This is a genomic window from Glutamicibacter endophyticus, assembly GCF_048457885.1.
Taxonomy (GTDB): domain Bacteria; phylum Actinomycetota; class Actinomycetes; order Actinomycetales; family Micrococcaceae; genus Glutamicibacter; species Glutamicibacter endophyticus.
In genome coordinates this window covers 2,173,620-2,197,310 of sequence record NZ_CP174200.1, presented here as the reverse complement: position 1 = coordinate 2,197,310, position 23,691 = coordinate 2,173,620, and the positions used below count along the sequence as shown (strand labels likewise).

At 62.8% G+C, this 23,691-nt stretch carries 20 protein-coding genes; 12 read left to right on the top strand and 8 right to left on the bottom strand.

Annotated features, from left to right (window positions below; genetic code table 11):
• Nucleotides 1-50: 50 nt before the first annotated feature.
• Nucleotides 51-272 (bottom strand): DUF7455 domain-containing protein, encoded by a 222-nt coding sequence (locus ACJD00_RS10240; protein ID WP_309406601.1) that lies wholly within the window; start codon nucleotides 270-272, stop codon nucleotides 51-53.
• Between the two features lie 212 nt (nucleotides 273-484).
• Between ACJD00_RS10240 and ACJD00_RS10235 the strand changes: the two genes are divergently transcribed.
• Nucleotides 485-2,593: a DNA gyrase/topoisomerase IV subunit B gene (locus ACJD00_RS10235; RefSeq protein ID WP_418906921.1), complete on the top strand. Its 2,109-nt coding sequence runs from the start codon at nucleotides 485-487 to the stop codon at nucleotides 2,591-2,593.
• A gap of 73 nt (nucleotides 2,594-2,666) precedes the next feature.
• Here ACJD00_RS10235 and ACJD00_RS10230 read toward each other — a convergent pair whose 3' ends face one another.
• A complete protein-coding gene (locus tag ACJD00_RS10230) occupies nucleotides 2,667-3,650 on the bottom strand; it encodes a M56 family metallopeptidase (RefSeq protein WP_418906920.1) in 984 nt (327 codons plus the stop codon).
• Nucleotides 3,651-3,675: 25 nt separating this feature from the next.
• A complete protein-coding gene (locus tag ACJD00_RS10225) occupies nucleotides 3,676-4,047 on the bottom strand; it encodes a BlaI/MecI/CopY family transcriptional regulator (RefSeq protein ID WP_418906919.1) in 372 nt (123 codons plus the stop codon).
• A gap of 273 nt (nucleotides 4,048-4,320) precedes the next feature.
• On the opposite strand from ACJD00_RS10225, the gene ACJD00_RS10220 reads away from it, so the two are divergent.
• The 3 genes from ACJD00_RS10220 (at nucleotide 4,321) to cydC (ending at nucleotide 10,334) form a co-directional block, all read left to right on the top strand.
• Nucleotides 4,321-5,916 carry a cytochrome ubiquinol oxidase subunit I gene (locus ACJD00_RS10220; protein WP_418906918.1) on the top strand — a complete coding sequence of 532 codons (1,596 nt, stop codon included), beginning with the start codon at nucleotides 4,321-4,323 and terminating at the stop codon, nucleotides 5,914-5,916.
• Nucleotides 5,917-5,934: 18 nt separating this feature from the next.
• The gene (gene cydB / locus ACJD00_RS10215) at nucleotides 5,935-6,960 is read left to right on the top strand and encodes a cytochrome d ubiquinol oxidase subunit II (RefSeq protein WP_418906917.1); all 1,026 of its coding nucleotides are present in this window, start codon (nucleotides 5,935-5,937) and stop codon (nucleotides 6,958-6,960) included.
• Nucleotides 6,961-7,031: 71 nt separating this feature from the next.
• Nucleotides 7,032-10,334 (top strand): thiol reductant ABC exporter subunit CydC, encoded by a 3,303-nt coding sequence (gene cydC / locus ACJD00_RS10210; protein ID WP_418906916.1) that lies wholly within the window; start codon nucleotides 7,032-7,034, stop codon nucleotides 10,332-10,334.
• On the opposite strand, the gene ACJD00_RS10205 is transcribed toward cydC, so the two are convergent.
• Complete coding sequence (locus ACJD00_RS10205; protein WP_418906915.1) at nucleotides 10,287-12,905, bottom strand: DNA gyrase/topoisomerase IV subunit A; 2,619 nt, start codon at nucleotides 12,903-12,905, stop codon at nucleotides 10,287-10,289. The genes cydC and ACJD00_RS10205 overlap by 48 nt on opposite strands.
• A gap of 98 nt (nucleotides 12,906-13,003) precedes the next feature.
• On the opposite strand from ACJD00_RS10205, the gene ACJD00_RS10200 reads away from it, so the two are divergent.
• The 3 genes from ACJD00_RS10200 to ACJD00_RS10190 are packed head-to-tail and all read left to right on the top strand — an operon-like array spanning nucleotide 13,004 to nucleotide 17,490.
• Nucleotides 13,004-15,670 (top strand): GNAT family N-acetyltransferase, encoded by a 2,667-nt coding sequence (locus tag ACJD00_RS10200; protein ID WP_309406611.1) that lies wholly within the window; start codon nucleotides 13,004-13,006, stop codon nucleotides 15,668-15,670.
• Between the two features lie 47 nt (nucleotides 15,671-15,717).
• Complete coding sequence (locus ACJD00_RS10195) at nucleotides 15,718-16,305, top strand: DUF5998 family protein (RefSeq protein ID WP_309406613.1); 588 nt, start codon at nucleotides 15,718-15,720, stop codon at nucleotides 16,303-16,305.
• Between the two features lie 3 nt (nucleotides 16,306-16,308).
• Nucleotides 16,309-17,490, top strand: a complete 1,182-nt coding sequence (locus ACJD00_RS10190; protein ID WP_418906914.1) for an alkaline phosphatase family protein — start codon at nucleotides 16,309-16,311, stop codon at nucleotides 17,488-17,490.
• A gap of 103 nt (nucleotides 17,491-17,593) precedes the next feature.
• Here the strand turns inward: ACJD00_RS10190 and sepH are convergent, their stop codons facing one another.
• Nucleotides 17,594-18,646 (bottom strand): septation protein SepH, encoded by a 1,053-nt coding sequence (sepH, locus tag ACJD00_RS10185; protein WP_418906913.1) that lies wholly within the window; start codon nucleotides 18,644-18,646, stop codon nucleotides 17,594-17,596.
• Nucleotides 18,647-18,878: 232 nt separating this feature from the next.
• On the opposite strand from sepH, the gene ACJD00_RS10180 reads away from it, so the two are divergent.
• Nucleotides 18,879-19,184 carry a DUF4193 family protein gene (locus tag ACJD00_RS10180; RefSeq protein ID WP_309406617.1) on the top strand — a complete coding sequence of 102 codons (306 nt, stop codon included), beginning with the start codon at nucleotides 18,879-18,881 and terminating at the stop codon, nucleotides 19,182-19,184.
• 36 nt (nucleotides 19,185-19,220) lie between these two features.
• Here ACJD00_RS10180 and ACJD00_RS10175 read toward each other — a convergent pair whose 3' ends face one another.
• Complete coding sequence (locus ACJD00_RS10175) at nucleotides 19,221-19,736, bottom strand: DUF3093 domain-containing protein (RefSeq protein WP_418906912.1); 516 nt, start codon at nucleotides 19,734-19,736, stop codon at nucleotides 19,221-19,223.
• Nucleotides 19,737-19,879: 143 nt separating this feature from the next.
• Between ACJD00_RS10175 and dut the strand changes: the two genes are divergently transcribed.
• From dut to ACJD00_RS10155, 4 genes are read left to right on the top strand one after another with little or no spacing between them, the layout of a single operon-like run.
• The gene (gene dut, locus ACJD00_RS10170; protein WP_418906911.1) at nucleotides 19,880-20,338 is read left to right on the top strand and encodes a dUTP diphosphatase; all 459 of its coding nucleotides are present in this window, start codon (nucleotides 19,880-19,882) and stop codon (nucleotides 20,336-20,338) included.
• 40 nt (nucleotides 20,339-20,378) lie between these two features.
• Nucleotides 20,379-21,068 (top strand): DUF3710 domain-containing protein, encoded by a 690-nt coding sequence (locus ACJD00_RS10165; RefSeq protein WP_309406622.1) that lies wholly within the window; start codon nucleotides 20,379-20,381, stop codon nucleotides 21,066-21,068.
• A 4-nt stretch (nucleotides 21,069-21,072) separates the two neighbouring features.
• Entirely contained in the window at nucleotides 21,073-21,447 is a 375-nt protein-coding gene (locus ACJD00_RS10160; RefSeq protein WP_309406624.1) for a hypothetical protein, read from the top strand.
• A gap of 39 nt (nucleotides 21,448-21,486) precedes the next feature.
• Nucleotides 21,487-22,197 carry a DUF3159 domain-containing protein gene (locus ACJD00_RS10155; protein ID WP_418906910.1) on the top strand — a complete coding sequence of 237 codons (711 nt, stop codon included), beginning with the start codon at nucleotides 21,487-21,489 and terminating at the stop codon, nucleotides 22,195-22,197.
• A gap of 5 nt (nucleotides 22,198-22,202) precedes the next feature.
• Here the strand turns inward: ACJD00_RS10155 and ACJD00_RS10150 are convergent, their stop codons facing one another.
• A complete protein-coding gene (locus ACJD00_RS10150) occupies nucleotides 22,203-22,868 on the bottom strand; it encodes a TrkA family potassium uptake protein (RefSeq protein WP_309406628.1) in 666 nt (221 codons plus the stop codon).
• Between the two features lie 10 nt (nucleotides 22,869-22,878).
• A complete protein-coding gene (locus ACJD00_RS10145; RefSeq protein WP_309406630.1) occupies nucleotides 22,879-23,556 on the bottom strand; it encodes a TrkA family potassium uptake protein in 678 nt (225 codons plus the stop codon).
• Between the last annotated feature and the right edge of the window lie 135 nt (nucleotides 23,557-23,691).

The window sequence follows — 23,691 nt, the reverse complement described above, 5'->3', positions numbered from 1 at the left end:
GCAGTTCCGCATAGGAACTGCCCTTAGTTGGCCGCGAGGTCGCGCCGAGACTAGTCGGCGTCAACCTTCGGCTTCTCGTACAAGCGCGCTGACTCGTCCTGCCAGAGCGAGGTCAGCGGGCGAAGCTTGGGCTCTACGGCACGCGCGTGGTGTGCGCAGAACAACAGTTCGCCACCGGTGGAGGCCAGCACGGCCTTGACGTACGCCTGGGCGCCGCAACGGTCACAGCGGTCAAGGGCATTGAGCTCTCGGCTCACAGTTTGAGTAGTCATTGCCAACCTCCCTAAATCGATGGTTAATCTATACAACCAGTAATGGCTGAGACTTTATGCCGATTTGGCCCTGCTTTCGCTCACCGCGTAGAGAATGTGGATAACACCAGCGCGCAGTGCCGCGGACGGCGCAGCCTCCACGGTTCGAACACGTGAACGATTAGAATAGATTCGTTCGATCTCATCTAGGCAGTACAGGAGTTAGTTCGATCGTGGCCGCAGGCGAAAATTACAGTGCCCGACACCTATCGGTGCTCGAAGGGCTCGAGGCAGTACGCAAGCGCCCGGGTATGTACATCGGCTCCACGGATTCTCGTGGCCTCATGCACTGTCTCTGGGAGATCATCGATAACTCCGTCGATGAGGCGCTCGGCGGATTCGGGCAGTCCATTACCGTGGTGCTCTACGCCGATGGTTCCGTCGAGGTCCGTGATGATGGACGCGGTATCCCGGTGGACATTGAACCGCGCACGGGCCTGTCCGGCCTGGAAGTGGTCTTTACCAAGCTCCATGCCGGTGGCAAGTTCGGCGGGGGCTCCTATAACGCATCCGGTGGTCTGCACGGCGTGGGTGCCTCGGTGGTCAACGCCCTTTCGGCTCGATTAGACGTTGAAGTGGATCGTGGCGGCAAGACCTATTCCATGCAATTCCGGCGCGGCGAGCCGGGCCGCTTCACCGACCGGGGGAAACCGAAGGCTGACGCACCCTTCACCCCCTTCGAGCAGGCCACTGCCCCCGAAGTTATTGGCAAGGCCAAGCGCGGGGTCACCGGTACCCGCATCCGGTACTGGGCCGACACCCACATCTTTACACCCGATTCGAAGTTCTCCTACGAAGACCTGCAAAACCGCGCGCGGCAGACCTCATTCTTGGTTCCCGGGTTGCGTCTCGTGTTGCGCGACGAGCGAGGCGTGGCAGGGACCCCAGGGGAGCAGGGGCCGCATGAAGAGGTCTTCCACCACGATGGTGGTATCAGCGAGTTTGTCGACTACTTAGCCAACGATTCGGCGGTGACCGATATCTGGCGCATTCAAGGAAGCGGAACCTTCCACGAGAAGGTTCCGGTCTTCGATGACAACGGGCGTAGCCATATTCAGGATGTTCAGCGTGTCTGCGAGGTCGACCTCGCCATGCGTTGGGGTATTGGGTACGACACGAGCATCCGAACCTTCGTCAACATCATCGCCACCCCCAAGGGCGGAACCCACCTATCCGGTTTCGAGCAATCCCTGCTCAAGACCATTCGTAAAGCCGTCGAAGGCAACGCCCGCAAGCTTAAGTACGGCCCGAAAGACAAGCTGGAAAAGGAAGACGTAATGGCCGGGCTGACCGCCGTGGTCACCGTCCGGCTGGCCGAACCGCAGTTCGAAGGCCAAACCAAGGAAGTACTTGGTACGCCGCAGGTCAAGCAGATCGTCTCCAAGGTCCTCGATAAGGGCCTGAGCGAGCGGTTGAACAGCACCAAGCGTAATGACAAGGCCATGGCCACCACCTTGCTGGAAAAGGTGGTCAACGAGATGAAGACGCGTGTTTCGGCTCGCATGCACAAGGAAACCCAGCGCCGAAAGACCGCGTTGGAGTCCTCGTCGATGCCGGCGAAACTGCTCGACTGCCGTAGCAAAGAGGTCGAACGTTCCGAGCTCTTTATCGTTGAGGGCGATAGCGCCTTGGGTACCGCCCGGCTGGCGCGTTCGAGTGAGTTCCAGGCCCTGCTGCCGATTCGCGGTAAGATCCTCAACGTCCAGAAGGCCTCCATCTCCGACATGCTCTCGAACACCGAGTGCGCCTCGATGATTCAGGTCATCGGCGCTGGGTCGGGACGCACCTTCGACATAAATCAGGCACGCTACGGCAAGGTCATCTTGATGACCGATGCCGACGTGGACGGGGCGCATATTCGCACCCTGCTGCTCACTCTGTTCTACCGCTACATGCGCCCGATGGTCGAGGAGGGTCGGGTGTACGCCGCCGTCCCGCCGCTGCATCGTATTGAGATCGTCAACCCCGGTTCGAAGGCCAATGAGGTGGTGTACACCTATTCGGAACAGGAGATGAACCGGCTACTGGCTAAGTTGGAAGCCGAGGGGCGAAAGTACAAGGAGCCGATTCAGCGCTACAAGGGTCTGGGCGAAATGGACGCGGACCAATTGGCCGAAACCACCATGGACCCACGTCACCGTATGTTGCGCCGTGTAGGCATTGAACATGCGCAGGCGGCCGAAGAGGTCTTCGATCTGCTGATGGGCTCGGATGTGGCCCCGCGCAAGAAGTTCATTATTGACGGGGCCGAGAACGTCGAGCTGGAACGCATCGACGTCTAGTACGCCCGTAGCCTAGATACCGACAGGCCGCCGACGTCCTCCCTGCGGGGAGCGACGCCGGCGGCCTGGGCGTTTAACTATTGGGGTCCAGTAGGCGTGGAGCAATTAGTAGCACCGTAGGGCAGACCAACAACAAGACTGTGCCAACAAAGATCAGCGCTTCGGCACTGCGTTTCAGCGGTGGTTCGGCGGTGAGTAGACGCTGGATGCGGCGGGCCGACAGTTCGCCGTCCGGCGTGCCTTCGAGGGGATTGGCTAACTGCCCACCTGCAGTGGTCGAAGGCTGCTGTTTAGCTGGAGTGCTTCCGGCCGAGGATGACGCTGCCACGATGGCCCGCAGCAGGGTTGGCCGGGTGACCTGAGTCAGCGCCCGATCATCGGCAAGCATTTCGACCAGTTGGCGCACGGCGTCCAGGGCTAGTTTGGAGGTCGGAAGCCACGGGAGAGCTTCATGCCAGGCGGTGAAGGCCAGAATCAGTAGATCATGTCGCTGATCGAGATGGGAGCGCTCATGGGCCAGGACGGCGCGTTGTTCATCCGCCGTCAGCTGGTCGAGTAGTCCCTGCGATAAGACGGTGACCGAGCGGTTCAGGCCCGGGACGCAGTAGGCTACCGGCGTGTCATGGTCCAGGACTAAAGTATCGGGGCCGGAAGCGGCGGGGTTGCTGAGCAACCCCAATAAATGGCGGTGTTTGGCCCGTTGTCGCGAAATGCGCCAGGTGGCGCGGATCAGGGTGAGGACCAGGTGAAACCCGAAGAGGGCCGCGGCGCTCAGGGCAAAGAGGTGAACGATCCCCGGGTAAGGCACATCTGGTGCGCCGAGTACGAGTTTCACCCCGCGGCCGAGGGCGGTAATCAGGTCATCGCCCAGCGGGGAGAGCCCCCAGACCAGCATGGAGCCGATCATCGAAAGCCCACCGGCCAGTGCGATCGCCTGCCAGAGGAGCACGGCCTGCACCGGGGCTCTAGCTGGCCATTTTGCGCGCGCCAAAGCTAACGGCGTCGGCCATGCGAGTACCACAGCCAACGCCGCTAGGAAATATGAGGTCAGAAGCACTCATACCTCGAGTTCTACGGAAAAATTAAGCGGATTTTGGTGAATCCAAGATAGCACGCAGCGCGGCGGCTTCGTCGGGGGAAATGCCGCCGATGAAGCGTGCAAGTACTGCCTCGCGGTCCTGCGCATTGCCCAGGGCTTCGTTGAGCAGTTCGACGGTGTGATCCTCACGGGAGGATGACGCCGTGTAGCGGTGTGGGCGGGTGGAGCGCTCACGCTCGACCAGTCCCTTTTTCTCCAAGCGCGCCAGCACCGTCAGTACGGTGGTGACGGCGAGCTCCTTGGAATCGCCGGCGTTAGCCGCCAGCTCGTCGCGAAGGTCGTTCGCGGTCAACGCTTCTGCTGAGTCCCAGAGGAGATCCATTACGGATCGTTCCAGATCGCCAAGACTGGCCACCAGGTCCTACCTCACTATGTTGTCGATCGTGCACGGGATGGGCCGAAGTTTCGGCACGTTACCCGCATGGGGCTTTAAGTGTATAGCCGCTGAGCGAATTTTTCTACATGGCGTAAAAGTGTCGGGCCCTGTGTCGTACCGCACGCTGACTTGAAACGGGAATCATCGCTCAAGGGATTTCTACACGTTGTCGAAATTGGTATGGTGGGTATTGAGCAGATTTCTACAGCTCGTAGAAACTTCAGGTTCGAGCACCATGAAGGTGAGGAACAAATGGACCCCTTGGAGATTGCCCGCTGGCAATTTGGCATCACAACCGTTTACCACTTCCTAATGGTGCCGTTGACGATTGGCCTCGGGCTGACCGTCGCGGTGCTACAAACCGTCTGGTTGCGTACCGGCAATGAGCACTGGCTGCGCATGACCAAATTTTGGGGCAAGCTGTTCCTCATTAACTTCGTGATGGGCGTGGCCACCGGCATCGTCCAGGAATTCCAGTTCGGCATGGCCTGGAGCGAATACAGTCGGTTCGTCGGGGACGTCTTCGGCGCCCCGCTGGCCATGGAAGCGCTACTAGCCTTCTTTGTCGAGTCCACCTTCCTGGGCTTGTGGATCTTCGGCTGGAAGAAACTTCCCGCGAAACTTCACCTTGCCACCATCTGGTTAGCGGCACTGGCCAGCATCCTTTCGGCCTACTTCATTCTTGTCGCTAACTCATGGATGCAACATCCGGTCGGTACCGAGATCATCAACGGACGCGCAGTGATGACCGACCCTTGGGCCGTATTTACGAACAATACGGCGCTGGTCACCTTCCCGCACACGATCTTCGGCGCCTTCGCGGTGGCCGGCGGCTTCCTGCTGGGTATTTCGTGGTTTCACCTCTACCGGCGGCGGCGTGATGGCATTGACACCGTCGGCGCCGATGGCAAGGTGATCGTCGGCGAAGACCTGAGCAAGGGGCGGAACCGCGACAAAACGGACCACAAGGTCTGGCTGACCTCCCTACGCGTCGGCGCCGTTGTCGCCCTGGTGTCTTTCACCGGTGTCGCTTTCTCCGGCCACGAGCAGGCCAAGCTGATGTTCGAGCAGCAGCCGATGAAGATGGCCGCAGCCGAGGCGGCCTGTCACGACGGAACCGGCTTCTCGGTGCTGACCATCGGTGACATTTCCAAGAGCGGCGCCACGGGCTGCGACGACATCGCCTTCGTCTTCGAACTGCCCGGCCTGCTGTCGTTCCTGGCCAATGGGGACTTCGACACCCCGGTCAAGGGCGTGAACACCCTGATCCCGGAGTACCAACAGAAGTACGGCACGCACTACCCGGATGATCCGGGCTACGGTGAGCATGCCGGGCAGGAAATTAACTACGTGCCGGTCATGGAAGTGACCTACTGGGGCTTCCGGCTGATGATCACTCTCGGCGGGCTCTCCGCGGTGGCCGCCGGTGTTGCGCTATGGCTGACCCGCAAGGGGACCGTTCCAGCGAATAAGTGGCTCTCCCGTCTGGCCCTGCTGGGCATAGCCGCACCCTTTGGCGCCAACTCCTTCGGGTGGATCTTTACCGAGCTGGGACGGCAACCCTTCGTGGTGGCCCCGAATCCGCAAATGGGCGGTGTTGACCAAGTCTTCATGTACACCGCCGCGGCCGTCTCTCCTTCGGTGAGCGCCGGCGAGATGCTCTTCTCGCTGATCGCACTGACCCTGGTGTACGGGGTGCTGCTGGTGGTCGAGCTGGTGTTGCTGACCCGATACATCCGTGGCGGGGTTGGTTCGGCGATGCCCGAGCTCACCAAGGATGACAAGCGGCATCCACATGATGATCACGATCCATCCGACGGCGGCGACGTGCTCGCCTTCGCCTACTAGGAAGCAGAGGAACGACTCATGGACTGGCTTACCACGCTGTGGTTTATTCTGATCGCCGTACTCTGGTGCGGATATTTATTCCTTGAAGGCTTCGATCTGGGCGTTGGCATGCTGATCGGGCTCGGGCGCACCGATGAAAAACGTAAGCGCGTGCTGCTGAACACCATCGGCCCGGTCTGGGACGGAAACGAGGTCTGGCTGTTGACCGCCGGCGGCGCCACATTCGCCGCCTTCCCACACTGGTACGCCTCGCTCTTCTCGGCCCTCTACATACCGTTGGTGCTGGTGCTCCTAGCCTTGATCTTCCGCGCCGTCGCCTTTGAGTACCGCGGGAAGGCGACCACCCTGGTGACTCGTCGGCTCTGGGACCTCGCGCTTGGATTGGGGTCTTTGGTTGCGGCCTTCGGGGTGGGCGCCATGCTGGCGCTGACCACCACCGGTTTACCCCTGGACGCCAACGGTGACCGAGTCGGCGGGGCCTTCGCCTGGCTCAACGGGTACGCGCTACTCGGCGGCCTTGCGGTGGTGCTCTTCTGCCTGATTCACGCCTTGGCTTTCCTCGCATTGAAAACCGATGGTCCCATCCGTCACGCAGCCAACCGACGGTTCAGCCGGCTCGTACTGCCAGCCGTTCTGCCGTTGCTGGGCTGGGTGCTGATCGTGGTCAGCCGTAGTTCGTCGGTGGCGGCATGGGCGCTGACCGCGCTGGCCGTGGCGGCGCTGCTGGGCTCCTGGCTGTTCGCCAAGGCCGGCCGTGAGAAGCTCGCCTTCCTTGGCCTAGGGCTCATGTTGCTCGGCGGGGTCGCGGCGATCTTCACCGCCGCCTACCCGGTGGTCTTGCCCTCGAGCCTCGATGCCGCTTTCAACCTCACCGTGCACAACGCTTCAAGCACGACCGGTACCCTGCAACTGATGAGCGTGGTAGCCGCATTCGGTGTCCCACTCGTATTGGCCTACCAAGCGTGGACCTACTGGGTGTTCCGCAAGCGTTTGCGCGAAGAACATATCCCCGAGCCCCATGCGGTGCTCTCGGTAGTCGACTAGGCTAGCGCGCCCACTCCATATTTCGAAAGGCACAACAGATGAGATCACCGCGCTTTCTCCCCAGTGCACTGATGACGCGCGGCCAGCTGGCCGCCCTGGCGGCCTTCAGTGTGCTCAAGGCCGCCGGTCTGATCCTTCTGGCTACCGGATTGGGCCGGTGGCTTGCCGGGCTGGCAGGGGAGAGCCAGCCAGCGGGTAATTACCTGTATCTCGCCGTCGCCGGCGCGCTGCTGCGCGCCATCGCGGCCTGGGGATTGTCGTTGGCCTCGCGCCGACTGGGCAGCGGGGCCAAGGAACGGCTACGAGCCCAGTTGTTGCGCACCGCCGCCAAACGCCCGGTGATCGGGGCGGATGAGGATGACTTCTCGGTGCCCGGTACCGCGACCTTAGCGAGCCACGGGATCGACAAGCTCGACGACTACTTCGGCAAGTTCATTCCCGCGTTCACTTCGGCGGCCGTGCTTCCGGTGCTACTGGGCGCCTACACGTTGTACTTGGATTGGCTCGGCGCGCTGATTCTAGCGCTGACCATTCCGCTGGTTCCCCTGTTCATGGCGCTCATTGGCCTGCACACCCAAGACACGATCCGTGACTCGCAGCAGAGCCTCGACGCGCTGTCGAAGCAACTCTACGAGTTGGCCTTGGGGCTACCGGCGCTCATAGGTTTGGGACGAGCCCGAGAACACGGCAACGCCATGGCCCGAGCCTCTGACCGGTACCGGCAGGCAACGATGGCGAACCTGCGCACCGTGTTCATGTCGAGTTTCTGGCTGGAGCTGATCTCCACGCTGTCGGTGGCGGTACTGGCGGTCACCATCGGTGTGCGCCTAGTCGGGGGAGGCATGGAGCTTTCGGCCGGGCTTATCATTTTGATTCTGGCCCCGGAGGTCTTTGGCTCGCTACGCGAAGTGGGATCGGCCTACCACGCCGCCGATGAAGGACTAGCCGCCTATGACCGGTTACAGAATTTCCACCCCACCTCGAAGGCGCCAGTCGACGTGCAGGAGCAATCGGAGCCGAAGGCCGATAGCGCACTTCAGGTACAGGCACTGACCCTTCGCTACCCAGGGCACGAACCGGTGTATCGAAACTATTCGCTACGGCTTCGCTTCGGGCAGCGCCAGCTGTTGGACACCCCCAGTGGTACCGGGAAAACAACCCTGCTCACGGCCATCGCCGAGAGCCGGCTTGGGCCCGCGGCCTTTGCGCCGCAGCTTCTTAGCGGACAGATCACCCTAGGCACTAACCTTGCGGTGATCAGCCAGCATCCGCAGTTCAGTGAGCCCACCGGTCGAGACCAGCTAACGCTCGACGCCCCGCAGGCCAGTGAAACGCAGATCGCCGAGATGTGCCAGCGGCTGGGACTGGCTTCCTTGCTCGATACGCCGATCGCCGGATACTCACCAGGGGAGTTGCGCCGTCTCGAGGTCGCCCGCGCATGCTTGACGGTGCACAGCGATCCCACCGTGCGCCTGTTGCTCGCCGATGAGCCGACCGCGCATCTGGATAGCGAGAATGCCCGGGTTGTGCGCGAACTACTCGAGGAATTGCCCGAGGATTGCGCGGTGCTGCTGGCCAGCCACGATCCGTTACTAGGCGGTACGCAGGCCGCGGTCACCCGGTCCCAACAACGGCCCGAAGCGGCGAGCGAGACCGAACCCCAGCACACGGCCAGCGAGATGTCGGCGCCGGCTCAGGCCACCGCAGCATCCAAGCGACCGACGTGGCGCCCGAGCCGCGAACTGCTTCGCACCTTCCCATCGGCCCGTAAGGCCATCGGGTATGGGGCGCTGTCCTTGCTCTGTGCCACCGCGCTGGCTGCGCTCAGCGGGTGGCTGATCGTGCAGGCCAGCTACCAGCCGGCCATCCTGCATTTGACGGTTGCCTTTGTGGCCGTACGCACCCTGGGGATCGGCCGGGCAGTGTTCCGTTACCTCGAACAACTCGCGGTTCACGATGCGGTGCTGCGATATGCCACCGCCCTGCGCGAGAAGATCTGGAACGCCATGGTGAGCGATCCGGCACGTTGGGGACTGATGGGACGGGGCAACAAGGTGTTGCGCTACCTGCTGGCCGAGGTCGACCAACTGCGCGATCTGCTCGCCCGGGTCATTTTCCCTCCCATTACCGCCGCGCTGACCATGCTGGCGGCCTGTGTTGCGCTATGGCTGATCCAGCCGAGCTTTGGGATGGCGGCACTGGTTCTCCTGCTCGTGCTCGGCGGACCGCTGGCACTCGGGGTACGAGCCATCGAAGGCAAACAACTGGCCGAGGCCAACTTGCATCGGGTACGTGTGAGCGAGCAGACCATGAGCTTGCTACGGCACCGGTTCGCCCTACGCGCCTACAACCGCTTGGATGACAAGCTAGGGCACTTGGCACAGGCCGAAAGCCAAAACACCGCACGGATACGCCGCCAAGCCTGGGGGCAGGGGATTGGGCCAGCGCTCGCCGGACTATCTTGCGCGTTGCTGGCCGTGCACGTTATCGCCACCAGCCAGGTAGACGCCGCCCAAACGGCCTTGGCCGTACTGCTCGCCCTCGCGCTGGCCGACCCGGCCGGTGGGGCCATGAGCGCGGTGCAGAACTTCGCGGCCCTGCGCACAGCCACCGACCGGATGAGCGCACAAGGGTTGAACGCCCCACAATCACAGCTCGCGAGCGAATCCGAGGTGCCCGACGTGCACGGCTACGAACTGACCGACCTGAACCTGAGCTACCAAACCGACTGGGTAATCGTCCAAGGGCTCAACGCGCGTATCGAACCGGGCCAGTGGACCTCGATCACCGGACCGTCGGGCGCCGGAAAATCCACCCTGATGGCCGCGTTACTCGGGGCGTTGAAACCTAGCGACGGCACCCTCACCCTGCTTGACGCGCAGGGAGGGGCGGTGGCTGCGCCGGAGGGCCTGCTGCCGGTGGCTTGGTGTCCCCAGGAGGCACACCTGTTTGATTCCACGGTGCGCCGCAACCTGCTCTTGGGGGTACGTGGAGAACTGCCCAGCGACGACACTCTGCGCCAGACTCTACGGGCCGTCGGACTCGAGCGCTGGTTAGCCGAGCAGCCACACGGGTTGGACACCCGAATCGGCAGTTCGGGCCATAACCTCTCCGGCGGTCAACGTTGTAAGTTGGCGGTGGCCCGCGCACTGCTCGGTGGCGGCCAAGTGATCCTGCTCGATGAACCCACCGCCCACCTCGGAACGGATGAATCAGCCGAGCTGATGCAGAGCCTGCGGACCGCGCTCGCCGGACGCACCGTCGTGCTTATCACGCACGATGCGTCCTTGGCCGCTAGCTGCCCCGGACGCATCGTGCTTCCTAGGCTAGAGCAGCACGCCACCGTCGTCGAAGGGCAAGGTGTCCTCGCCTAGTTGCACAGTGGGACGAGACGGGGTCTCGGCCGGAGCCTCGGCGGGGGTCGCCGGCTGAGCCGACGCCGCCGCAGGCGCGCCGTTGTCTCCGGGTTGTTCCAGACTGCCGCCGATCAAGCCGATGCTGTGCGCCAGCGGCGCCCCGGAACCGTCACGCTTGGCAAACTCGGTCGGTAGCGCACGGACCACGCCGGCAGGCGAGGAGGCACGTGCCGGTCCGAGGCCGGCAAAGCCCAGCTGCAGATGATCTTCACCCTTGACGAAACGCTGCGCCCGCACACCGGCGGTGGCACGTCCCTTGGCCGGGAACTCGTCAAAGTGGCTGAGTTTGACCGACTGCCCTGAGGTGCCCGGCAGCGACTGGGCACCGGCCGCGACCGTGGCCACCACCGCGTCCTGTGCACCGGACGGCACCACACCAAAGAAGATCGCGGTGTCGTTTTCGGCCAGTTTGATACCGGCCATACCGCGACCGGTGCGGCCCTGAGGGCGCACCGCGGACGCCGCGAAACGCAGAAGCTGGGCGCCGCGGGAGATGAATACGAGCTCATCGTCATCGTCGGCCGGAGCAGCACCGAGGACGGTATCGCCGTCCTTGAGGGTAATCGCCTCGAACTCATCGCGGTTCAGCGGGTACTCGGGGTTGACCCGTTTGACCACGCCCTGAGCGGTGCCAAGGGCGAGCACCCGATTCAGCGGCACGAGAGCGATGGCCTTTTCATCCTTGGGCAGGCGCAAGAACTCGGCCACCGGAACACCTTGGGCCAGGGGTGGGAAACCATGATGTTCGGCGATCACGGGCACATCGATCAGCGAAACCCTCAGGATGCGTCCCTTGGAGGTCAACGCGCCGATTTCGCCGCGGGCACTGGTAGCCACCTGCGACGAAAGAATGTCATGTTTCAACCGCGGACCGGAGAAATCAACGGCCGTGCGGTCCTGCGTGCGAGCGATCTGACCGGTGGCCGAGAGCATGGCCCAGCACGGAGTGTCGGCGACCTCCATGGCCATGGTTGCTTTCTTGCCCGTGCCGACCGGTTCGGGCATGGCCGTGCCCTTGAGCGCGGCCAGATCGGCGGACTTGCTCAACTTGGTGCGCCGATCAGTGCCAAAGGTCTCGGAGATGTCGGCGAGCTCGTCGGACACCACCTGACGAAGCCGCGCGTCGGAGCCCAAAATCTCGAGCAGTTCGGCGATTTCCGCCCGCAGCTGCTCTGCCTCGGCCTCGAGTTCGATGCGTGAATACTTCGTCAGCTGGCGCAAACGAAGTTCCAGAATGTGACTTGCCTGTTCCTCGGACAGGTCGAAGACGGTCATCAGGCGTTCGCGCGCCTCAGCGGTCTGCTCCGAGGACCGAATGATCGCAATGACATCGTCGATATCGACGATGGCGATCAAGAGACCCTCGACCAGGTGCAGGCGTTCCTGGCGCTTCTTCAAACGGTACTCGGTACGACGACGCACCACCTCGAGACGGTGATCCACATAGACCTGCAGCAGCTCGCGCAACCCCAGGGTGCGCGGCTGACCGTTGACCAGCGCCACGTTGTTGATGCCGAAGGAATCTTCCATCGGGGTGTACTTATACAGCCCGGCAAGCACGGCATTGGGGTTGAAGCCGTTCTTCAGCTCAATGACCAGCTTCAAACCGTGGCTGCGGTCGGTCAGATCCACGACATCCGAGATGCCGGTGATCTTCTTGTTGGTCACCCCGTCCTTGATCTTTTCGATGACCTTCTCGGGGCCGACCCCGTAGGGAAGCTCGGTAACCACAAGGGCGGACTTGCGCGCCGAAACCTTCTCGAGCGCCACGGTGGCACGGGTGCGGAAGGCACCGCGCCCGGTCGCGTAAGCATCCTTGATACTGTCGAGGCCCACAATGGTGCCGCCGGAGGGCAGATCGGGGCCCGGCACAAACTTCATCAGCTCGGCCAGGGTGGCCTCGGGGTTCTCGATAAGGTGGCGGGCGGCGGCGATCACCTCACGCAGATTGTGCGGGGCCATATTCGTGGCCATACCCACCGCAATACCAGTGGTGCCGTTGACCAGTAGGTTGGGGAAGGCCGCCGGTAGCACTTCGGGCTGCATGAACTGATTGTCGTAGTTCGGTACGAAGCGCACCACGTCTTCATCGAGGTTCGCAGTCATCGCCACGGCCGAGGCCGCCAATCGGGTTTCGGTGTAACGGGCCGCGGCCGGACCATCGTCCAAGGAACCAAAGTTGCCGTGGCCATCGATCAGCGGCAAGCGCAGGGAGAAAGACTGGGCCATACGCACCATGGCGTCGTAGATGGCCGCGTCACCGTGCGGGTGGAGCTTACCCATCACCTCGCCCACCACGCGGGCACTCTTCACGTGGCCCTTGTCCGGGCGCAAGCCCATTTGCGCCATCTGGAACAGGATGCGTCGCTGCACCGGCTTCAGCCCGTCACGGGCGTCGGGCAGGGCACGGGAGTAAATCACGGAGTAGGCATACTCCAGGAACGAAGACTCCATTTCATTGGTCACGTCGATGTCGACGATATTTTCCACGAAATCTGCGGGAATCTCTTCAGTCTTCTTGCGAGCCATTGCTCTGATTGCGCCCTTCATCTGCTGCGGCCTGATTGCTGCGGGCCACGCCTGAACCGATCCGTGCATGGATCGACTGGCGTGGCTAACATAAGCCTATGGTGGATCGTAAACTTTCCTCGGCATATCCAGCTCATTGGGAGGCCGATGTTGTGTTGCGCGATGGCACCACGGCGCACCTGCGGCCCATTACCCCGGCCGACGCGCAAGCACTCCAGGCCATGCACAAGCTGCAATCCCAGACCTCGGTCTACCTGCGCTATTTTACGTACAAGTCCTCATTGACTGCCAAAGAGCTGGACCGGTTCACCCACGTCGACCACCGGGATCGGGTGGCCATCACGGTTTTGCGCGGCGAGAAAATCATTGGCGTGGGACGTTATGACCGGCTTGACGATCCAAGCCAGGCCGAGGTGGCCTTCAACGTGGCCGATGAATTCCAGGGCACCGGCATCGGATCCATTCTGCTCGAACATCTTGCCGCGGCGGCCCGTGAAAACGGTATCGGGAAGTTTGTCGCGGAGGTGCTGCCGGAAAACCGCAAGATGATCACGGTGTTCTCCGAGGCCGGATACGCGGTTGCGAAGCGCTTCGAGGACGGCGTGGTGATGCTCGAATTCCCGATCGACCCGACTGATCGCTCTCGCGAAGTCACCGAGGCGCGCGAGCACCGCTCCGAGTCGCAGTCCGTGGCGGGGCTCTTAGCCCCCCGGTCCATCGCGGTGGTTGGGGCCAGCCGTAACTGGGGGAGCCTGGGGCGCGATGTTCTCGATCGGATCGTGGAGTCCGGTTTCACCGGGGCGGTGTACGCGGTCAACGAACAGGCCTTTGAGATTGGCGGGCTACCCAGCTACGCCAAACTCAGCGAGATTCCTGGCCCCATCGATCTCGCGGTCATCTGCGTCCCGCGCGACCGCGTGGCCCAAGTGGTGGCCGATGGCGCCAGCAACGGCATTAAGGGCCTGCTGGTGATGAGTGCCGGCTACGACGACGAGACCGGGCTGGCCGCTCAACGCGAACTTGTGACGCTGGCCCGTGCAAACGGGATGCGCGTGGTCGGACCCGCCTCATTGGGCCTATTCAATACCGCGCCGGGGGTGAAGCTCAACGCATCATTGGCTCAGGCCTTGCCCGAGGACGGCGTGGTGGGGCTCTTCTCCCAGTCGGCGGCCGTGGGCATGATGCTGCATGCCGAGGTGCGACGCCGCGACCTCGGGCTGAGCAGCGCAATATCGGCAGGCCTGCGCGCCGACGTGTCGGGCAACGATGCCATGCAGTACTTCGAGGACGATCCACGCACCAGCGTCGTTGCCATGCACCTCGAATCCTTCGGTAACCCGCGCAAGTTCGCGCGCATTGCCCGGCGCCTGGCCCGCAGCAAGCCAGTGATCGTCGCAAAATCCGACCTCTCGGGACGTCGGGTACCACCGGGTCACGCGGCCCTGACCAGTAAGGCACCGCCCGCGGCGCTGAACGCGATGTTGCGCCAATCCGGGGTCATCAGGGTCCGTTCGGCCGATGAGCTGATGGATGTGGCCACCTTACTGTCGTGCTTTGCGGCCCCGACCGGCCCCAACGTGGCGGTGCTGTCGAACTCGCCGACATTGGCCGACATTGTTTGCGAGGCGGCCACCGATCGAAATCTGCAGCCGCAGGCCATCGCCATGGATCCGGCGGCGGACCCGCAACTGGGCCAATCACGCATGTTGCCGGTTTTGCGCCGCCAACTGCAAGAACTCGTCGACGACGCGCAATACCATGCGGCGATCGTCGCCCTGCTGCCGCAGTTGGGCGTGGACCCACGGGCCATGGCCGAGCTGTTAGCCGAGTTTGCCGGGGCCGACCGACCGGTTCTGGGGTTATTCCCGGGCTATCTCGGCCAGTCGGTGCGCGCCGGCGTGAGCTACTCGGTCCCGCTGTACACCTCGGCCCACGACGCGGTCGGCGCCCTCGGGAAGGCCTACGGGTATCGGCAGTGGCTTGAAGTGCCCTTCGAGGCGGTGACGCAGCCCGAGGGCATCGATGCGCACAAGGCGACCGAGTTTCTCGACTCCCTCGCTCACCGGGTCCACGGCACTCGGCTGACCAAACTCGACTTCGCCCAGTGCGCCACCCTGCTTGGCTGCTATGGCATTGAAGTTTTCCCTTCCCTGCGTGTGTACAGCGCCGACGAAGCCGTGGCGGCCGCCGAACAGTTGGGTTGGCCGGTCGCGTTGAAGGCCGACGACCCGGATTTGCGTCAGCGGCTGGATCTTGGGGGAGTGCGGCTGGACCTGCACGATGAGGACAGCCTGCGCGCCACCTACGGGTATATGTCCGCGCAGATGAGCGCCCGGGGCATCGGTGCCCTCGAGGTGCAGTCCATGGCCCCGGCGGGGCAGGCCTGCGTGCTGCAGGCCCTCGAGGATCCGCTGCTCGGTCCGGTACTGTCCTTCGGCCTGGCCGGGGACGCCACCAACCTGCTCGAGGATTGGGCGCACGCGGTGCCGCCATTGAGCACGCACGATATTGCGGCGCTCATTGACCGCCCGCGCACCAGCGCGCGGTTGAGTGGCTACCAAGGGTTGCCGGCGGTGGATCGCGGTGCGCTGTGTGAACTGATTTCACGGATCGCCCTGTTGAAGGACAACCACCCGGAGGTGGCCATTTTGCGGCTGAGCCCGGTGATGGCCGGACCGACGGGGGTGCAGGTGCTCGGTGTGGAGATCCACGTAGGCAACGCCACCCAGCGTACCGACAGCGTGCGCCGCGCCATGCGCGGCTAGCACCTGCGGGAGTGAAAAGAAAGAGGCTAATCGGTAGAATTGAGCTTATGACTTCCGAGACGTACTCAACCACCGCAGGCGCCGAACTTCAGCAGGACCTCGTCCGTGCCGGTTTCTATCCGCAAATGGTGCAGGACGTCTTGGCCGAGGCCATGCTGACGCGTCCGGTGCTTGACCACTACGTGCACCTAGAAACGCACTTTGACCGCACCGAAGTACACCGGCATATTACGGTGCTCGTGCTCAGCGACGAGGTGCTGTTCATCGTGCACGTCGATGACCAGCAGCTCGATGATGACGGTCGCGATGTGGTGGCCCAGGTGTCCACCGAAATGATTTCGCTCAAGCGCATCGCCTCGGTGGCAACAAACTATGTCTTCCACCAACCACAGGATTACCGCCGCGGTGAGGAAGTACATGAGTTGACCTTCGGGCTGTCCTGGAACGGCACCAGCCGGGTGGATCTTGCTCCGGCCGGGTGCGCCGATCCGCAATGCGACGCCGACCATGGCCTTACCGGCACCACCCAACCCGAAGATCTGGTGCTGCGCGTCAGTGCGCAAGCCGACGGGCAGCAGGCCGTGAATAAAGCCCGCGGCTTCGCGGTGCGCCTGCGCCAGGCCACGATCTTCTAAGCCGTGAGTGTACTGAATAACGGCTCGATGCCGCAGCCCGATGTGGCACTTCCCGACGCCCCCGCCTACGGCACTGGAACATTGGGTGAAATCCTGCCTTCGGCCGCTGCGGCCCTCGGTGTACCCGGCTTCGCCAATGCGCTGAACCTCGCGCCCACCCGCCGGGTCTGCGTGATCATGGTCGACGGTTTGGGCTGGAATCAGCTGCGCGCCAACCGGTCGCACGCCCCGTTTTTGCGTGGACAGTTCGACGCGGCACAAAAGCTCAGCACCGGCTTTCCCTCCACCACCGCCACGTCTCTCAGCAGCCTAGGCACCGGGCTGACCCCCGGGGAACATGGGATGCTCGGCTACGATGTGATCGACCCTAACGGTGGCCGCGTGGTGAACCAGCTCGGTGGCTGGCCCGGCAATCTCGACCCGCTCCGCTGGCAGCCTGCCCCCACGGTATTCGAAGCCGTGCTCGCTCATGGGATCAGCACCGCCAGCATTTCCCTGCCGCTCTTTGCCCAGTCGGCACTGACGCGCGCCGCGCTACGCGGCCCAGAATTCATCGCCGCCAACCAGCCTGCCGCCCGGGCGCGCGCGGCGTCCGAGTACTTTGCGCTCAACCGCAACGCGCTGGCCTACGTTTACTTCAACGAACTCGACAAGGCCGGGCACAAGTACGGCGTGAATTCCGATGCGTGGCGCGAAACCCTTGAAGATCTTGATTTGGCGATCAAGTCGCTGGTCGCGCGGCTGCCGGAGCAGACCACGGTGTTGATCACCGGCGACCATGGCATGGTCGATGTGCCGGCCTCCCAGCGAATCGATTTCAGTCTCTTCCCGGAGCTCATCGACGGGGTGGAGTTCACGAGCGGTGAGCCTCGCGGGGTACAGTTGCGCTTCGCTGCCGACACGAGCATCGAGCGCCGCCAGGCAGTGCAGCATGCCTGGGCTCAAGCCTACGGGCGCAAGGCGTGGGTGCTGAGCACCGAGGAAGCCATCGAGCATGGCCTCTACGGTCCGGTGAGCACGAGCCACCGGGAACGACTCGGAGATTTGGTGGTGTTGGCAGCCGAGGCCATCGCGTTCTATGACGGCCGGCGAGTTCCGGCCCGCGCCTTCGAGATGATTGGACAGCACGGTTCACTCACTGCGGCCGAACGCTTCATCCCACTGATCAACCTGCGCACCCGGTAGCCGGCGCCGCCCGAGCTCAGGGCGCGGAACTGAACAGACAAAGCCGCCGTGCCGTACCTCCCTGATCGGGAGATTACGGCACGGCGGCATTGTCGTTGCTGAACTAGTCTTTTTTGCGTTTTCCGAACATGATGTCATCCCAGCTGGGTACCGAAGAGCGCTTCGGTTTACGCGGCGCGGCATCGGGTTCTTCGGCAGGCTGCTCACCGGCGCCGGTGGAATCTTGGGTTGCCGAGTGGTTCGGCACCACCGAGAGCTGAGTTGTGCGCGGGGAAAAACCCTGCGGAAGGTTCGGCAAGGAATCCTCGGATTCATCCTCGTCGTCAAAGCTGCCGGCTCCGCGTTCGATCAGTTCATTGAGGCGTTCGTCGTTTTCCGGATCCTCGTTGGCGCGCTGCCCCCGGCGCGCATTGAGTAGGTCCAGCAGCTCCTGATCGGTCGGTTCGCTGGCGGGCTGGCTCGGGGCCGGAGCGTCACTGGCCGATACCGCGGCGATCGGGGCGAAGTACTCGGGGGCGACCTGCTCGGAGAGGGTCTGTGCCCATCGATTCAGGTTCTTGATGGTTTTGCGCTGCGGGTTATAGGACCATCGTGCGGTGTTTTCCTCTTCGCTGTCCCCGGCGTGCTCAAGCTTCTGCACATTATCCGAGTCCAGTGGGGAACGGAACTTGAGCCACACGATCCAGTGCCCCTCGGGATCCCGGTAGGAATCCCAGACCGCGGTGTCGGTGTCGATATTCAGCTGATGCAGGCGGTGGGTGACCATCGCGCCCAGATCGGCCGGCTCCTCACCAAAGACTTCGCGGTACTCCGCATCGGTCTGCGGGCCGGAGACCTCCACGCGTTGGGCCAACTCAACGATGTGCGCGCGCTCGGCCAGCACCGGGCCCTCATACTTCAAGATCGTTTCCAGTGGCACATCCCATTCAAGGGAGAGCTCATAGGCACTGGCTCCGCCGCGCACGCGCGCCTGAATCTCACGCGGAGAGTGAACGGACTGTTCCTCATCCTTACGCGGTTGACGCGAACGGGCAATCTCGGCCATGGCGCTACGCAGTGCGTCGTCCACGGGCAACTCGAAGCTCATGCCGTCGTCACTGCTGACCTGCAGACTGGAACCATTTTCATGAATCCCAACAAGTCTGAGCTGTCGCATTACTACCCTCCAGGCCGATATCTTCTCGGATAAAACTTTGCCACTGATACCGGCTAAAACCCACTACCTGCAAGGGTGTGGCGCGAGATTCCTCGCGAAGTTTTGCCGGTGGCGATCGCCGGTCCCGCAAGGACGCGCGGGACACGCTTCACGCGCTATACTGCTATGCCGGAGTTTTTACCGGTCAGCGATCATTCGGGGGCTAGCGAGCCCTCGGGATAAGGAGCGGAACATGGCCTTGGCCAATGAACAATCAGTTCCCGCCGCGGCAGCTCACCCGCGTCACGCAGCGCTCTTGGCGCAGTTGAAAAGCTCGAAATCCGCCAAGGACGCAAACTTCATCGACGAGTCGGAAACCGAGCTGGCCGAACGCTATGTACTGCCGGGGGCAGAGAAGCAGGCCGAAGAGGAAAACGTCGAAATCATCGCGCAGCTGGCCGATGAATTCACCTGCGCCTCATGCTTCATGGTGCGCCACCGCTCGCAGCTGGTACGGGAGGACGGCGCCGACAAGTTCTGCGCCGAATGCGAAGGCTAGCGCGCTTTCGTTCCGCACTGCCTAGCGGTTGCGCGGCTAGTTCACCTCGGGCCGGTCGCTCGCTGGTGGCTGATCCTCACGGTACTCGTCCATCACACCGCCGAGCGCAGCGGTCAACTCCTCGGGGCGTCGGGTCGAGGTGATCCAGTAGGGGGTCTCATCGCGCGGGTCAGTGACTTCCATCCGTACCACGGCGTCCAACCAGCCGCGTAGGTTCATAAAAGCGAGGCCATTGAGTCGCTGACCGCGTTCCTTGAAGGCCTCTTCGCCGCGAAAACCGACGACCTCCCCAATGAACTTGCGCTCAATGGTGGCCCGACCGACCTGCAAGGTCTCCTCGGTCACTTCAATGACCGGAACACGCACCAAAAACACCGCGACTAGGCTGACCAGCACGGCCACACCGGTCAGTACGCCGCCAAGGACGGAAATCGGGGCGATGGCCACACCGGCGGTCGCGGCGATCAATACTGGCCAGACCCACGTTCCGGCCGAGGGCCACAACTTTTCCTGAAATAGAACTGGGGCTGCTGGCGCGCTGGAAGTACTCATGACTACTAGTTTAGGCATTGCGCGGGACGCTGAATGCACCGTGGCGTTCCCGTGGCCCGCGATAGAGTTAGCTGGAAAAGAAGGACCGTGAACAGTAGTGGCGGTTCTCCGCCTGCCCGAGACCGAGGAATACATAGACGCCAATGAGCGAATCCACCCTGTCTGTCGCCATTCACATGCTCGACCCCGAGCTACCCGTACCGAGTTACGCGCACCCCTCCGATGCAGGCGCTGACCTGCATGCCCGCGAGGGTGTTGTACTGGAGCCCGGCCAACGGGCCCTCATTGGAACCGGTGTTAGCCTGGCGATCCCGCACGGGTATGTTGGCTTGGTCCACCCACGCAGCGGTTTGGCGGCAAAGCACGGGATCACTGTGGTCAATGCACCGGGCACCGTCGACGCCGGATACCGTGGCGAGATTATGGTCACATTGCTGAACACCGACAGCAGCAAGCCCTTCGAGGTGGTGCGCGGAGATCGCATTGCCCAGCTGGTGATTCAAAAGGTCGAGATCGCCGAATTCGTGGCGGTGCAATCCCTCGAGGAGTCGGCGCGCGGCACCGGCGGTTTCGGATCGACCGGCGGATTTGCGAGCAACTGAGTACCCTAGTTGATAGGGATCACATTTTTCTAAGGACACCATGTTTTTCAAGCGCAAGAAATCAGCCGAACAGGCCGAACAGCCTGTCGTTGACACGGAGCCAACCGTTCAGGAGCCGACCACCAGCGGTCCTTTCGACATCGCCGACGCGCCCGAACACGATGACTACCTAGATTTCGGGGCTATTTTGGTCAAGCCCGTGGAAGGGCTCGGCGTTCGAATGGATGTCGAACAGTCGAATAACCGCGTGATCGCCATTTCGCTCGAGTTGCTTAATTCGCGAATCCAGCTCATGGCCTTTTCCTCCTCGAAGTCCGGGGAACTCTGGCCGGGCATCCGTACGAACATCGCCAAGGAAATCTCGGCACAGAAGGGCGAAATCTACGAACGCGAAAGCGAGTTCGGCCACGAACTGCTCGCCCAAGTTCCGCAGCAGCTTCCTGACGGACGCCAGGGGAGGGTAATCCTGCGCTTTGTCGGATTCGACGGTCCACGCTGGTGCCTGCGCGCCACCATCGGGGGCGCCGCCCTGCAGGACGAGGAGACCTCGAATAAGGTCGACGAATACCTGCGCAGCGTGATCGTCAACCGCGGCGAGAAGCCGATGCCTCCAGCAGAGCTGCTGCCTTTGCAAGTGCCCAAGAATGCAACGGCCAGCAAGCCAGAGCAGGCATCCGAGGGTGGGATCAACCCGCCCGAACGTGGCCCGGAGATCACTCAGATCGGCTGAGCTCATGGCACCGGAATCTCTTCGCGAGCCCGAAGGCGAAGAACAGGAACTGCCGCCTCAGGTGTATCGCCGGCTCAACAGCTTGGCCGACCTACCGACCAAAGGCCGTATTTCCCATACCGGCTACGTGCAGTCGGTGAGCTACTCTGCGGCCGGTGAGCACCCAAGTCTCACCGCCGTGGTGGTGGACCGGCTCGGTGGTGCCCCCGGACGCCGCGGCAGCCAATGGCATGTGAAGCTGAACTTCATGGGGCAGCGCACCGTGCCGGGGATTAAACCCGGCGTCAAAATCGCTTACGGAGGCATGGTCGCTCCGGTGGGGCATGTGCCCACCATCTACAACCCGCGTTATGTGATTTTGCCCCAGCGCGTGCGCTAGCCGGCGCAACGTGAACCTTCGACCCGATGGATCAAGACGATGAGTGAGTACGAACAGCAAGAACCCGAGCGGCAGCCGACGCTAGCCGAGCAACTCAGCCAGAATGCCGGACAGCGGGTCAGTCAGCGCGCCGACGGCTCCATCGACGTGCTGGCCAGCATCGGCGGGGTTCGCGGAGTACTCGAAGCCATCCTTCCCGGCTTTATCTTCGTGCTGGTCTTCGCCTTCAGCAGTGAACTTTCCTGGGCGCTGATTGCATCGATCGCGGTCGGGGCCGTGTTCATGGTGTTGCGCCTGCTGGGCAAGTCGACGGTGATGCAAGCCGCCGTGGGCATGGTGGGCATTTTGATCTGCGCCTTCGCCGCCCGTACCACGGGGGAAGCCAAGGACTATTACGTGCCCGGTTTCTACATGGGGGCCGCCTACCTGGTGGCCCTGCTCATCTCGATCTTCGTGCGTTGGCCGCTGGTCGGGGTGCTCTTCGGATTCATCCGCAATGAGGGGGTTCGCTGGCGTGAGGACCCGTCGCGAGTGCGCCGCTATCAGCTGGCCACCTGGGTGCTTGCCGGCGTGTTCATTCTGCGTCTGGCCGTCCAGTTGCCCATGTACTTCGCCGATGAGGTGGTAGCCCTGGGCATCAGCCGGGCCCTGATGGGGGTTCCGCTCTACGCGGCCGGTCTCTACCTGGGCTGGATGATTTCCAAACCGGCCCCGCAACCTTTGCAGGGCGAGGCCGGCCCGGCCAAATAACGGTCCTAGCGGCAGGCCTCGGAGAGCGTACGACGCAGCTCTTCTTCGGCGGTGGGGGTGGTGATGAAGAAGATTTCATCACCACCCTCAATCACGTCATCGTCGCTGGGCGGGAATGGCGCCTTATCGCGCACGATGGCCACCACGGTGGTGTCCTCGGGCCACTGCACCCGGCCCATGGTGCGCCCAATGAGTGCCGAGTCGTGCGGGACGGTGAATTCCACCATCAGAACCTCACCGGTTTTCAGGCTCAGCAAGCGCACCAGGTCGCCGACCTCGACGGCCTCTTCAACCAGGGCGGTCATCAGGCGCGGGGTGCTCACCGCGACATCCACGCCCCAAGCGTCATCGAACATCCACTCGTTTTTCGGGTTGTTCACGCGGCCCACGGTGCGTCGCACGCCGAATTCGCTTTTCGCGAGCAGGGAGACCACCAGGTTGACCTTGTCATCACCCGTGGCCGAGACAACCACGTCATAGTCTTCCAATTGCGCGCGCTGCAAGACCGTCAGTTCACAGGCGTCGCCGATATGCCAGCGCACCTTGGCGATGTCCTCACGCTGGGCCATTTCCGGTTTCCAGTCGATCATCAGCACCTCGTGGCCGTTGGTGACCAGTTCGTGGGCGATGGATGAGCCGACAGATCCGGCTCCGGCGATCATGACTTTCATCTAGGGATCCTTAGCTGGCGGTAGTGGGGGCGGGGGCACTGGCCAGGGTCTTTTCGACGTCCTTGGCCGCATGGAGATTCATCATCACATGCACGAGGTCTCCGCCTTGAAGCAGGGTCTTGCCGGTGGGAATAATGCCTTCGCCGAATCGGGTGAGGTAGGCCACGCGGACACCTGCGGCGGCTTCCAGATCACGGACCTGATGCCCATACCAGTCGCGGTGCAGGGCGACTTCGGTGAGCATGAGGCGTCCAGACGCTTCGCGGTAGTCGCCGCGCATCGAATAATCCGGCAGGATCCGGCGCAGTACCTGATCGGTGCTCCAACGCACCGCAGCCACCGTGGGGATGCCCAGCCGCTGATAGATTTCCGCACGTCCCGGATCGTAGATGCGGGCGACAACGTTTGGCACGTTATAGGTTTCCCGGGCCACGCGGGTGGCCAGAATGTTGGAGTTATCACCGCTGGAGACGGCGGCGAACGCGTAGGCCTCGTCAATTTTGGCCTCGAGCAGCGTATCGCGGTCGAAGCCAACACCGGTGACCGTGAAGCCGGAAAAGTCTGGGCCGAGGCGGCGGAATGCGTGTTCATTCTGATCGATGATGGCCACCGTATGGCCCGCATTGTCCAGGGTGTGCGCCAGCCCGACGCCCACGCGTCCGCACCCCATAATCACGAAATGTGCCATTGCGCGCACTCCTAGGTATCCGTCGGATCAACAACTCCGGTGGTCTCAGTCGAGAAAGACCACGCATGCAACAATAGCGCCCCGCAGGCCCCGCCGGGTGAGTGTGGCTACTGTGTGTTTGGCTCCCTGCGCTAA